The 12,808-nt window shown below is 73.4% G+C and carries 10 protein-coding genes; 4 read left to right on the plus strand and 6 right to left on the minus strand.

The features are described 5' to 3' along the window. The first annotated feature begins 53 nt into the window (after positions 1–53). From AB0D67_RS15740 to AB0D67_RS15750, 3 genes are all read left to right on the plus strand, one after another. A complete protein-coding gene (locus tag AB0D67_RS15740; protein WP_362934895.1) occupies positions 54–1,358 on the plus strand; it encodes an HD domain-containing phosphohydrolase in 1,305 nt (434 codons plus the stop codon). 110 nt (positions 1,359–1,468) lie between these two features. Next, positions 1,469–2,800, plus strand: coding sequence for a biotin carboxylase N-terminal domain-containing protein (locus tag AB0D67_RS15745; RefSeq protein ID WP_362934898.1), 1,332 nt, complete (start codon positions 1,469–1,471; stop codon positions 2,798–2,800). A 48-nt stretch (positions 2,801–2,848) separates the two neighbouring features. Next, complete coding sequence (locus tag AB0D67_RS15750; protein WP_362934901.1) at positions 2,849–3,061, plus strand: biotin/lipoyl-binding carrier protein; 213 nt, start codon at positions 2,849–2,851, stop codon at positions 3,059–3,061. A 14-nt stretch (positions 3,062–3,075) separates the two neighbouring features. On the opposite strand, the gene AB0D67_RS15755 is transcribed toward AB0D67_RS15750, so the two are convergent. Then, on the minus strand, positions 3,076–3,459 hold the full coding sequence (locus AB0D67_RS15755) for a hotdog domain-containing protein (protein WP_362934904.1): 384 nt from the start codon (positions 3,457–3,459) through the stop codon (positions 3,076–3,078). Positions 3,460–3,822: 363 nt separating this feature from the next. Between AB0D67_RS15755 and AB0D67_RS15760 the strand changes: the two genes are divergently transcribed. Beyond that, entirely contained in the window at positions 3,823–5,535 is a 1,713-nt protein-coding gene (locus AB0D67_RS15760) for a serine/threonine protein kinase (protein ID WP_362934907.1), read from the plus strand. A gap of 195 nt (positions 5,536–5,730) precedes the next feature. On the opposite strand, the gene AB0D67_RS15765 is transcribed toward AB0D67_RS15760, so the two are convergent. From AB0D67_RS15765 to AB0D67_RS15785, 5 genes are all read right to left on the minus strand, one after another. After that, positions 5,731–7,383 carry an acetolactate synthase gene (locus tag AB0D67_RS15765; protein WP_362934910.1) on the minus strand — a complete coding sequence of 551 codons (1,653 nt, stop codon included), beginning with the start codon at positions 7,381–7,383 and terminating at the stop codon, positions 5,731–5,733. Between the two features lie 190 nt (positions 7,384–7,573). Then, positions 7,574–8,623, minus strand: a complete 1,050-nt coding sequence (locus AB0D67_RS15770) for an aldo/keto reductase family protein (RefSeq protein ID WP_362934913.1) — start codon at positions 8,621–8,623, stop codon at positions 7,574–7,576. 186 nt (positions 8,624–8,809) lie between these two features. Next, positions 8,810–11,017, minus strand: a complete 2,208-nt coding sequence (locus AB0D67_RS15775; RefSeq protein ID WP_362934916.1) for a transglycosylase domain-containing protein — start codon at positions 11,015–11,017, stop codon at positions 8,810–8,812. A 138-nt stretch (positions 11,018–11,155) separates the two neighbouring features. After that, a complete protein-coding gene (bioD, locus tag AB0D67_RS15780; RefSeq protein WP_362934919.1) occupies positions 11,156–11,878 on the minus strand; it encodes a dethiobiotin synthase in 723 nt (240 codons plus the stop codon). A gap of 135 nt (positions 11,879–12,013) precedes the next feature. Continuing rightward, positions 12,014–12,733 carry a GntR family transcriptional regulator gene (locus AB0D67_RS15785; protein ID WP_362934922.1) on the minus strand — a complete coding sequence of 240 codons (720 nt, stop codon included), beginning with the start codon at positions 12,731–12,733 and terminating at the stop codon, positions 12,014–12,016. Between the last annotated feature and the right edge of the window lie 75 nt (positions 12,734–12,808).

The following is a 12,808-nucleotide window of genomic DNA, read 5'->3' on the forward strand; positions in this document are numbered from 1 at the left end:
GCCGGGCGAGCGCAGCGAGTGAGAAGGCGGACGCGACCATCCCGCGCGGAGCGGTGAGCCGCCGGGCGGCGGGTTCTCCCGCCGTCGGCGCGGCGGCCCGGCTCCTGCGCAGGTTCGACTCGGTCCGGTTCCTGCTGGTCTGCGTGGCCGGGGTGCTGGCAGCGGCGGGTGTGGCGCACACCGCCGCCGCGGGGCTGACCGACCCGGAGACCGCCGTCGGGTTCGGCGCGCTGATCGCGGTCGGGGAGCTGGCGAGGCTCACCATGCCGGGCAATCGGGAGGTGGCGCCGATCGGCGCGGCGGCGGCGCTCGGCTACACGCTGCTGCTGGACATGGGCGACGTCCCGGCGCGGCACCCGGCGTTACAGGTCGTCGCGGTGCTCGCGGTCGGGATGACGGCCGGGGCGCTGCCGCACCTGGCGGTGGGCCGTCCGCCGAAGCTGGACGCGATGGCGCGCAGGCTGTTCACCGGCGGGCTGCTGGCCCTGGCCTACCGGCCGCTGGCCGACGGGCTGTTCGGCCTGACGCGGGGGCCGGGAGGGGGCTGGTGGCCGCCGCTCGGGGTGATGGCCCTGCTCATCGCGTTGATGGTGCTGGCGGACGTGGCGCTGGCCGCCGTGCTGCGGGCCGAACGGGTCCGGGCGGCCTTCCGGGTGGTCCTCCGCGACGAGCTGCGGACGGCCGCGCCGCTGTGGTCGGCGGTGTCCGCCTCCGGCATCCTGCTCGCGCTGGCCTCGCACAGCATGGGCATGGCCGCGCTGCTGGTCTTCGCCGCGCCGCTGCTGGTCACCCAGGTCGCCTTCCGCAAGTACGCGGGGATCCGCGCGACGTACCTGCAGACGGTCCGGGCGCTGGCGCGGGTGACCGAGGTCGGCGGGTACGTCGAGCCGGGTCACTCCCATCGGGTGAGCCGGATGGCGGTGGCGATCGGCCGGGAGCTGGGCATGGCCGAGCCCGAGCTGCTGGAGCTGGAGTACGCCGCGCTCATGCACGACATCGGCCAGCTCTCGCTGCGCGACCCGATCCCCGGCGGGGCCACCGTGCTCACCGACCGCGGGCAGGCCCGGCGCATCGCGGAGCTGGGGGCGGAGGTGATCCGGCAGACCGGGGTGCTGGACCGGGTGGCCGAGACGGTCCGCCGCCAGTGCGACTCCTGCGCGGAGGACCCGCCGCAGGCCAGCCGGATCATCAAGGCGGCCAACGCCTACGACGACCTGGTGGGGGGTTCCACCGACCGGGTCCGGGCCGCGGCGGCCCTCGACCGGATCCGCCTCGGCGCCGGCGACGAGTACGACCCGGAGATCGTCGAGGCGATGACCCGGGTCGTCGGCAGGCACGTCCCGGTGCACCGCGCCTGAGGGATTTGTGGAATTCCTACAGATCGCCTCGCTGTGATCGGTGGTTTCGGGCGAAGGGTTGTGCGGAGCCCACGGTCATAGGGTGGAGCGGTCGAAAGGGGTCCACCAACGTGTTCGAGTCCGTTCTGGTCGCCAACCGCGGCGAAATCGCGCGGCGAATCATCCGCACGGTGCGGCGCATGGGCCTGCGGGCCGTCGCGGTGTATTCCGAGGCCGACGCCGACCTGCCGTTCGTACGGGAGGCCGACGAGGCGATCCTCCTCGGCCCGGCCAATCCCGCGCAGAGCTACCTCGACGCCGGCAAGGTGCTGGAGGCGGCCCGCGCGTCGGGCGCCCAGGCCGTCCACCCCGGCTACGGGTTCTTCTCGGAGAACGCCGGTTTCGCCCGGGCCGTCGTCGAGGCGGGCCTGACCTGGATCGGCCCCTCGCCCGAGGCGATCGAGCGGATGGGCGACAAGATCAACGCGCGGAACCTCATGGAGGCCGCCGGCGTGCCGGTCGCCGCCGGGACCCGCGAGCCGGTCACCGAGCTCGACCAGGCCGTGGCGGCCGCCGCCGGGATCGGCTACCCCGTCATGGTGAAGGCCGCGGGCGGGGGCGGCGGCATCGGCATGGGCGTCGCCCACGACGAGGCGGGCCTGGCCAAGGCGTTCGAGCAGGCGTCCCGGGCCGCCGCCCGGTTCGGCGGGCCGCCGGCGATCCTGCTGGAGCGCTATGTCGAGCGCGCCCGTCACGTCGAGGTGCAGATCCTCGGTCTCGCCGACGGCACCGTCCTCGCGCTGGGCGAGCGCGACTGCTCGGTGCAGCGCAGGCATCAGAAGGTCGTGGAGGAGACGCCGTCGCCCGGTGTCACCCCGGAGCTGCGCGAGCGGATGCTGGCGGCGGCGGTCCGGGCGGGCGAGGCGGTCGGATATCTCGGCGCCGGCACCGTGGAGTGCCTGGTCGACGCCGACCGGCAGGACTTCGTGTTCCTGGAGATGAACACCCGCCTGCAGGTCGAGCACCCGGTGACCGAGCTCGTCACCGGGGTGGACCTGGTGGAGATGCAGCTGCGGATCGCCGCGGGCGAGGCTGTCGAGCCGCCGCCGGCGCCGCGCGGCCACGCGATCGAGTTCCGGGTGTACGCCGAGGACCCCAAGCGCTTCTTCCCCGGTCCCGGGAGGATCACGGTGTGGGAGGAGCCGTCCGGCGAGGGCGTCCGGGTGGACTCCGGCTACACCGGCGGCAACACGGTCACACCGTTCTACGATCCGCTCATGGCCAAGCTGTGCGTGTACGGCGAGACCCGCGACGAGGCGCTGGAGCGCGCGGGCAAGGCGGTGGCGGCCTTCCTCGTCGAGGGCCCCAAGAACAACCTGCCGTTCTGCGCCGAGCTGCTGACGCGTCCCGAGTTCGTCGGCGGCGGTTACGACACCGGGCTGGTGGCCCGCATGAGGGCCTGAACGCGCCCCTCTGACACGTTTGTACTACGAGAGCAATGGGAGTTTCCGGTGGCTGAAGTGCGCGCGGAGATGGTGGCGAACGTCTGGAAGGTCGTCGTCGCCGAGGGTGACACCATCGAGGAGGGCGACACCCTGGTCATCCTGGAGTCGATGAAGATGGAGATCCCGGTCATCGCGGAGGATGACGGCGTCGTCGTCCAGCTCAAGGTGGCCGAGGGGGACGTCATCCAGGAGGGCGACGTCATCGCGGTGATCGAGTAGGGGGCCGCGGGCGGTCAGCGGGCGGCTCTGGCGAGGAAGCGCTCGCGGTCGACGATCGCCCGCTCGATCGTGCCGGTGGCGACGACGGTGTCGCGCCGGTCGCGGGCGGTGAAGGCGAAGGCCAGGCGGCGGCCGTCCACCTCGGTGAGCTCCGCGGCGATCTCGACGTGGGTGCCGACCGGGCTGGCCGCCAGGTGCTCCAGGGCGACCCTGGTGCCCACGGAGGTCTGCCCGGGGCCGAGGGCTCCGGCGACCGCCTGGACGGTGGCCTGTTCGGCGAGGGCCAGCAGCCGGGGGGTGGCCAGTACCGGGACGTCTCCGCTGCCGACCTTCGCCGCGGTGTCCGACGTTTCGACCATGATGAGAATCCGGGCGCGCAGGCCGGGAGCGAGCGTCATGCGCGCCAGCATAGGGTCCGTCTCCCCGGACCATCGTGTCCGGCCGGCGCCGGCCGCGCCGGGCCTTCCCCGCGGGGCCGTCGTGTCCGGCCGGCAGGGCTTCCGGACGGGGCCGTCGTGTCCGGTCGCCGGGTCGCCGGGGCTTCCGGCGGACCGCCAGAGATTTCCGCTTATCCTCACGAGTCGGGCAAGGTGTACAAGTCTCCGCAAAAGCTGTGAGTTTTGTGCGATGCTACGGCACGCGTCTTATTTGCGAGGCATCCGGCACGCAGGGTTTTGTTACCGTGGCGTTACGGTGGCGCGACACGGATCCGCTTTCTTGGAGAATCCTGGGGTGGGAGCGGGAAGGGTTACGGGGGAGTAATGGTGGCCCAAGGCACGACGCTGGCGGGGCGGTATCGCCTGGATACCCGCATCGGCGCCGGCGGCATGGGCGAGGTCTGGCGCGGCGAGGACATGGTCCTGGCCAGGACCGTCGCCGTCAAGGTGCTGCTTCCGGGCCGTACCGACGACCCCGGTTTCCTCGTGCGTTTCCAGGGCGAGGCGCGGGCCATGGCGACGATCAACCATCCGGGCGTCGTCGACGTCTACGACTACGGTGTCCACGAGGTGCCCGGCGCGGGGGCGACGGCCTACCTCGTGATGAAGTTCGTGGACGGCGAGCCGCTGGACCGGCTGCTGAGCCGGCTGGGGAGCATCGCCCCGGGCCCGGCGATGGAGCTCATCTCCCAGGCGGCCTCGGCGTTGCAGGCCGTACACGACCAGGGGATCGTCCACCGCGACATCAAGCCCGGCAACCTGCTGGTGCGGCCCGACGGCATGCTCGTGCTCACCGACTTCGGCATCGCCAGATCCGACGCCGCCAGCAGGCTGACCGACGCCGGCATGGTGCTCGGCACCGCCGCCTACTGCGCGCCCGAGCAGGCCGAGGGCGCGCCGGTCACCCCGGCGGTGGACATCTACGCGCTGGGCGTGGTGGCCTACGAGTGCCTCGCCGGGCAGCGGCCGTTCGACGGCGACACGCCCGTCACGATCGCGCTCAAGCACATCCGGGAGGCCCCGCCGCCGCTGCCCCCGCACGTCCCGCCCGCGGTCCGAGCCCTGGTGGAGCAGGCGCTGTCGAAGGATCCGGCCCGGCGTTTCCCCAGCGCCGACGCGATGAGCGCCGCCGCGCGGCAGGCCGGGCAGCTCGGGCCGAAGACCGGTCCGATGATGCTCGGTCAGCCGGGTCCCCCGCCCGAGACAGGGTGGAACGCCGCGCAGGCGGGCTGGCAGGGCCAGAGCGGCCAGCAGACGGGCTGGCAGGGCCAGGGTGGGCAGCAGGCCGGCTGGCAGGGTTCCGCGCCGCAGACGGGCTGGCAGGGCGGGCAGCAGACGTCCCAGGGGATCGCGTCGGCCGCCGCGACGACGGCGGCGTCCGGTGCGGCCGTCGAGGCGGCCTCCGGGGGACGCGGTCGCCGCGCCGGGCGCGCGCCGCGCCGCCGGGGCGGGATGCTGGCCGCGGTCGCCGCGGCGGTCGTGCTCTGCGGAGGCCTGGGCGCGGTGGGCATCAACGCGATGGCCTCCAGCGATGAGACGCCGGACAACGACCGGGTGGCGGAGGTCACGACGGCCCCCTCCGAGCCGCCCGCGAAGACTTCCAGGCCGCCCAGGCCCAGGAAGACCGCCGCCCCGGCCGTCACCCACCAGCAGGCGAGGCCGACCGCGCCGACGGAGGAGACCGAGGAGCCGGAGCCGACGGAGGAGCCCACGCCGGAGGCGACGCCCAAGAATTCGCCCAAGCCGACGCCCACGAAGTCGCCCAAGCCCCCCCCGACCGTGCAGAAGGTTCAGGTGCCTGACGTCCGGGGCCTGGAGCCGGGAGCCGCCAAGGCCCGGCTCGCGGAGGCGGGCCTGAAGGTGAAGGTGACCGCGAGCGGCGACATCGACTACGCCGGGTGTGTGCGGGTGGTCGAGCAGAACCCCGCCCCCGGAACCGAGTGGGACCCGCGCAAGCCGGTGGAGATCGTGCTGGCCAACCCCAAGTGCCCGGAGAGCTCGCCGCCGGCCTCCCCGGCCGCGACGCCCAAGCCCTGACGGGCCGCGCGTCCGCGACGCCGACGTCCTCGAAGGCGCCCGAGCCCTGGCGGGCCGGGCGTCCGCGACGCCGGCTCTTCCGAGGCGCCCGGGGCCTGACGTTCCGGGCGCCCGTGATGCCCGGGCCCTGGTGGGCCGAGCGCCCGTGACGCCCGTGCCGGTGGGCCGGGCGCCTGTGGCGTCCGGCCCGCCGGGTCAGACGCCCGTGGTGTTACGCGGGTAGGCGATGGACGGGTCGGTGGCGATGTTCACCATGTACGGCACGCCGGAGTCGAACGCGCGGCGCAGCGCCGGGCCGATCTCCGACGGGTCGGTGACGAGCTCGCCGCCGCCGCCGAGCGCGGTGACCACTTGGTCGTAGCGGCACTGCGGCTGAAGCTCGGCGGCCACGTCGTAGCCGTACAGCATCCGCATGGGGTGCTTCTCCAGGCCCCAGATGCCGTTGTTGCCGCAGATCATCACCACCGGCAGGCCGTGACGCACGAGCGTGTCGACGTCCATCAGCGAGAAGCCCGCCGCGCCGTCGCCGAGCAGCAGCACCACCTGCGAGGATGGGCGGGCCAGCCGGGCGGCGATGGAGTATCCCAGGCCGGTGCCCAGGCAGCCGTATGGGCCCGGGTCGAGCCAGTTGCCCGGCCGCCTGGGCTCGACGTACTTGCCGGCGTAGGAGACGAAGTCGCCCCCGTCGCCGATGACCACGGCGTCGTCGGCGAGGACCTTGTTCAGCTCGCCGTAGATCCGCATCGGGTGGATCGGGTCGGAGGCGGACTCCAGCAGTTCGGCGTCCCCGGCGACGGCCGCGGCGGCGGCCTCGGACAGCCGGGACAGCCACGGCTGGTAGGTCTTGGGGGACACCCCGGCGTCGGCGCAGGCCGTACCGAGGCCCCAGAAGACCAGCGACATGTCGCCCGCGGCGGTCGCGACGGGCTGCATGTGCGTCGCGAGCTGCGACGGCGCGTCGGCCAGGTGGACGACCTTGGCGAGCGGAGCGCCGTCCCTGCCGCCGAACCAGCCGTAGCCGAGGCGGAAGTCGAGCGGGGCGCCGGCCACGATCACCAGGTCGGCCTGGGAGAACGCCATGCCGCGGGCCCGGGTGACCAGCAGCTCGTGCCCGGCGGGCAGGATGCCGCGGCCCTGGCCGTTCAGGATGACCGGCAGGCGGAGCTCCTCGGCGAAGCCCAGGGCGACCTCCTCGGCGCGGTCCATCCACACGTCGGAGCCCAGGACCAGCACCGGGCGCTCGGCCTCGGCGAGCAGCCGGGCGACCTCGGCGAGCCCGTCGGAGTCGGGCTCCAGCGGCGAGGGGGTCAGCGTCTCGGTGGCGTGGTCCGGCGGGGGCGCCGCGGCGAACAGGTGGTCCATGTGGAAGTCGAGGAAGACCGGGCCGCGGTGCGGGGCGAGGGCGGTGCGGAAGGCCATCTCCACGTCGTCGGCCACCGAGTCGGGACCCGAGCCGGTGAAGGCCAGCTTGGTGATCGGCGCGAGCAGCGGCGGATGGTCGATCTCCTGCAGCGCGCCGGCCCCCCAGCGCGACTGCGGCGCCCGGCCGCCCATGACGACCACGGGGGAGCCGTTGAAGTGCGCGGTGGCGACTCCGCTGACGCCGTTGGTGACACCGGGACCGGCGGTGAGCACGGCCAGGCCCGGTTTACGGGTCAGGCGGGCGGTCGCCTCGGCGGCGAAGACCGCGCTCTGCTCGTGCCGCACGTCGACGATGGGCATTCCCTCGTGGACCGCTCCGTCGTAGAGCGGAAAGACGTGTCCGCCGGAAAGGGTGAACATGGTCTCGATGCCGTACGCCTTGGAGACGGCGACGGCGATGTCACCCGCGTGCTTTGGAGACTCCATACCGCGCAACCTACCAGTCAGTCACTTAGCCGGACAGGGGATGTTCACCCTGCCCAGATTCGTCCCGCCTAACGCCGCCGGAGCCGCCTTCCCCAGGTCCGGTGGCCATGGGACTTCCCGCGAGGGAGCGGCGTCCCCGGCGTCACCACCCCCGTGCGCCCGGCCCCGGGCCGTCCCCGGGGCCACGGTCTCACCCCGCCGCGGCGTCCCGGACCCGCCAGGCGGGCATCACGTCGAACGGGGCGGCGATCTTTCCGGGGTCGCGTTCGACGAGGTCTCCGTGATCGGGGTCGAGGAAGACCGCGTCGATGCGGGCCAGCGCGTCCACGTCGAGCGTACGGCCCGCCGCCGCGACGTTCTCGCGGATCTGCTCGGGCCGGGACGCCCCGATGACGGCGCTGGAGACCGCGCGGTCGCGCAGCACCCAGGCGACGGCGAGCTGGGCGGTGGTGAGGCCGAGCTCGTCGGCGATCGGGCGCAGGCGCTGCACGGCGGACAGCACCGGGTCGCCGAGGTAGCGGCCGACGAAGACCCCGCCCCGGGAGTCCTCGGCCCGGCTGCCGGAGGGCGGCTGCCTGCCGGGGAGATACTTGCCGGACAGCGCGCCCTGCGCCACCGGGGAGAAGACGATCTGGCCGAGGCCCAGACGCGCGCAGGTCGGCAGGACCTCCTTCTCGATCACCCGCCACAGCATCGAGTACTGCGGCTGGTTGGAGATCAGCTGCACCTTCAGCTCGGAGGCCAGGGCGGCGGCCGCCTCGATCTGTTCGGGACGCCACTCGGACACGCCGAGGTAGAGCACCTTGCCCTGCCGGACCAGGTCCGCGAACGCGGTCATGGTCTCCTCCAGCGGGGTGTTCCCGTCGTACCGGTGGGCCTGGTAGAGGTCGATGTGGTCGGTGCCGAGCCTGCGCAGGGAGGCGTTGCAGCTCTCCATGATGTGCTTGCGCGACAGCCCCCGGTCGTTGGGCCCGGGACCCGTGGGCAGGCAGACCTTCGTGAGGATCTCCACCGACTCCCGGCGGACTCCGGCCAGGGCCGCGCCGAGCGCCCGCTCCCCGGCGCCGAAGTCGGGGTTGCCGTACACGTCGGCCGTGTCGAAGGTGGTGATCCCCGCGTCCAGCGCCGCCTCCACGCACCGGCGCGTGGCCTCGACGGCCTGGGGGGAAGCGGTGAGCCAGTTGCCGTAGGTGATCGCGCTGACGGTCAGTCCGCTCGATCCGAGCGTGCGGTACTCCATGCCGGGCACGCTAGCACCGGATTCGATCATCGTGTCCGGGGCGGCAGGCGGGCCGTGCGAAGGGCGGGGCGGGGCGGGCCCGGCTCCGGACTCCGGAGCCCGGAGGCCGGAGCCCGGAACCCCGGCTCCGGAACCCCGCTTCCCGAGCCCGAGCCGGTCACCCCGCCGCGCCGCGGGCGGCGCCGTTCACCCGAACACCTCCACCTGCCCGCTCTCGTCCCCGTCGCCGTTCCCGCCCCGGTCCCGGTCGCCGTCCCGCTCGCCGGTGGGCCTCCGGGGGGCGCAGCCGTTTCCGCAGCCGCCGAACCGGTCACGGTCGATCGGGTGGAAGGACGTGGCGGGGACGCCCTTCAGCGCGGCCAGCATGGTGTCCTTCCAGATCGGGCCGGGGAGGGTGGCGCCCGCGACGGAACCGTAGGACTGGCCGCCGATGGTGACGCCGGTGAGCTTGTACTTCTGCGAGCCGCGCGGGTCGCCGATGCTCACCGCGCCCGCGAGGTCCGGGGTGAACCCGGCGAACCAGGCGGTGGCGTAGGCGTCGGTGGTGCCGGTCTTGCCCGCGGCGTCGCGGCCGATGCCGCCCACGCCGCGCATGGTGCCCCTGGTGAACACCCCGGACAGGATGTCGGCCGCGGCGTCGGCGATCTCGGGCTCCAGCGCCTGCCTGCACCGGGGCCGCCGCACGCTGTCCTTGCCGTCGCGGTCGGTGATCCGGCTGATGGACGTCGGCCGGCAGTACTTGCCGCGCGCCCCGATGGCCGCGTAGGCGGACGCCACCGTCACCGGGTCCATCTCGTTGATCCCGAGCGTGAAGGTCTCGAATTCCTGCAGAGGCTTGCCGTCGGCGCGCTGGATGCCCAGCGACTGGGCGGTCCGCACGGTGTCGCACAGCCCCACGCGCTGCTCCAGTTCCACGAAGAAGGTGTTGACCGACGCCCAGGTGCCGGTGCGCAGCGTCTTGAAGCCCGGCGAGCCCTCGTCGTTGGTGACGGTGTGGGTCGGGTCGCCGATGCTCTGGCCCGCGCAGTTCTTGAACGCCGAGTAGCCCGGCGCGCGGTAGCCCGCGCCCGCCGTGAAACCCTGGTCGGGCTTCATGCCCTTCTTCAGCGCGGTGAGGAGCGTGAAGGTCTTGAACGTCGAGCCGGCCTGGAATCCGGCCAGGCCGCCGTGCGCCCGGTCGGCGACCGCGTTGTAGGAGATCTCGTTCTTCCGCGTGGAGGAGCCGTAGCGGCGGCTGGCCGCCATCGCCTTGATCGCGCCGGTGCCGGGCTGCACCAGGGCCTCGGCGGCCATCGCGTTGTCCGAGGCGTACACGCGTCGTTTGATGGCGCGGTCGGCGGCGGCCTGCATCCTCGGGTCCAGCGTCGTGTGGATCGTCAGGCCGCCGCGGTTGAGGAACCGGCTGCGGGCCTGCGAGGTCTTGCCGAAGGCCGGGTCGGTGAGGATCTCGTTGCGCACGTAGAGGCAGAAGTAGGGGTACGGGCTCGCTCCGCACCCGCCCGGCAGCGGGGTGCCGCGGTAGCCGAGCTTCCGCTTCTTCGCCTCCGCGGCCTCCGCCGGGGTGATCTTCCCCAGCTGGGCCATCCGGTCCAGCACCACGTCGCGCCGCTCCAGCAGCCGCTTCCGGTACGCCGCGCCCCGGCTCGGGTCGGTGTCGTTGGGCGACTGCACGGCCGCCGCCAGCGTGGCGGCCTGCCACAGGGTCAGCTTGGCCGCGGACCGGCCGAAGAAGCGCTTGGCCGCGGCCTGCACGCCGTTGGCGCTCGCGCCGAAGTAGGCGATGTTGAGGTACTTCTCCAGGATCTGGTCCTTGGTGTACTTCTTCTCCACCGCCATCGCGTGGCGCAGCTCGTTGAGCTTGCGCGCGTAGCTGGCCTCCAGGGCCTTGACCTTGCCCTGCTCGGTCGTGGCGGAGTTGAGCAGCACCTGCTTGACGTACTGCTGGGTGATGCTGGAGCCGCCCTGGCTCACCCCGCCGGAGGACAGGTTCCTGGCCAGCGCCCGGGCCGTTCCTTCGAGGTCGATCGCGCCGTGCTCGTAGAAGCGGTCGTCCTCGATCGAGACGATCGCCGTCTTCATCGCGTCGGCCACCTGGTCGAGCGGGACGACCTCGCGGTACTCCTCGTAGAACTGGGCGATCACCTTGCCCCGGGCGTCCAGCACCGTCGACTTCTCCGCCAGCGGCGGCTCGACGAGGTCGGCCGGGGAGAGGTTCAGCTCGTCGGACGCCGTGATGACGGCCAGCCCCGCGCCGCCGACCGCCGGCAGCGCGATGGCCGCCACCAGCGCGCCCGCGGCGGTCGCCGCCACCAGGAGGCGCGCGGCGCGCGAGGCGCTCCCGCCGCGGGAGGCGGCGTCCGGCGCCGGTCGGAAGGGGACAAGGGGGTGCCGCACGGGAAGGCTCCTCATCTGGGTCGTCAAGGGGGTCGTTGAAAGGATGAGGACACCAGATCCGGCCGTTCGTGTCCAATATTGCGGTTGACGCCGGATCCATACCGGTACGGATATCACCGCAGGCGGACGGCTCCGATGCTACGGCAGGCGGCCCAGGGGGCCCCGGAAGGCCGCGGGGTCGAACGCGCCGCCCAGTGCCGGGCTCAGGCCCGCGCGGGCCGTACGGGCGAAGGAGTCGCGGTCGAGCGCGCCGGAACCCTCCGGGAGTGCCCCCGCCAGGGGCCGGGCGGCCAGCATCTCCAGGTCGGCCACGTTACACCGCTCGGCCAGGCCGGGTTCGGCGGGCCAGGACCCGATCACCACCCCGGCCAGGTCGAGTCCGCGGTGGGCCATCGCCTCCAGGGTCAGCGCGGTGTGGTTGAGCGTGCCCAGCGCGGCCCGGCACACCAGGAGCACCGGCGCGGACAGGGCGCGGGCCAGGTCGGCCAGGGTCGCGCCCTCCTCGTCGAAGCGGACGAGCAGCCCGCCCGCCCCCTCGACGACCACCAGCCGGTGCGACTCGGCCAGCTCCCTGACCCGCTGCGCCGCGCGGGCCAGGGAGACCTGCGGCAGGCCCGACACGCGGGCGGCCGCCGCGGGGGACAGCGGATCGGGGAACCGGGCGAACTCGAACGTGGTCGTCACCCCGGACAGCCGGATGACGTCGTCGAGGTCCCCGGGCTCGTTCTCGCCCACCCCGGTCTGCGCGGGCTTCACCACGGCGATCGAGGAGCCCCGCTCCCTGGCGAGCGCCGCCACGGCCGCGGTGACGACCGTCTTGCCCACTCCGGTGTCGGTACCGGTGACCACGAGAATGCTCACCCACCTCACCTTAGGAGGCCCCGGGCTCCCGCGCCCCGGCCACGGACCGTTTCCGGGAGTGCCAGGACGGCACCCCGCCGTCCCGCCACACCCGCCGCCGCCCCGCCGTACGGTGTGACCGGGCGGGGCAGGCGGTCAGGGGCGGCGCAGCCGGGTGACGAACTTGTAGCGGTCTCCCCGGTAGAGGGACTGCGCCCACTCCACCGGGTTGCCCTCGGCGTCGAAGGCGTGCCGGGTGAGCAGGAGCATCGGCAGGCCGACGTCCACCCCCAGCACCTGCGCGTCGTACGGCGTGGCCAGCACGGTCTCGATGATCTCCTCGGCGTCGGTCAGCCGCACGTTGTAGGCGTTGTGCAGCGTCTCGTACAGCGAGGAGTGCACCTCCATCTCGCGCCGGAGCCGGGGGAAGCGCTTGGCCGACAGGTGGGTGGTGTCGATCGACATCGGCTCGCCGTTGGCCAGGCGCAGCCGGTGGATGCGCAGCACCCGCCCGCCGGGGTTGATCGCCAGGCGACGGGCCAGCGGCTCGTCGGCGGTGACGTAGCTGATGTCGAGGATCTTGGTGTCCGGCTCCAGGCCGACGGTCCGCAGGTCACCGGTGTAGGAGGTGAGCTGGAGGACCTGGGCGACCTTGGGGTGCGCGACGAACGTCCCCTTGCCCTGGATGCGCACCAGGCGGCCTTCGACCACCAGCTCCGACAGGGCCTGGCGCACGGTGGTGCGGGAGGTCTCGAAGCGTACGGCGAGCGTCCGCTCCGGGGGCAGCGCGCTGCCCGCGGGCAGGGTCTTGGTGAGCGTGAGCAGGTTGCGCTTGACGTCGTAGTATTTCGGGATCCGGGGGGAGTCGTCCGTCACGGGAGCACCTCGCCGGACGGCGTGGAACGGGCGTGCCCGAGACACCGGGCCCGCCGGACCCGTCCGCTTCGCTCA

This window comes from Streptosporangium sp. NPDC048047 (genome assembly GCF_040653115.1).
GTDB lineage: Bacteria > Actinomycetota > Actinomycetes > Streptosporangiales > Streptosporangiaceae > Streptosporangium.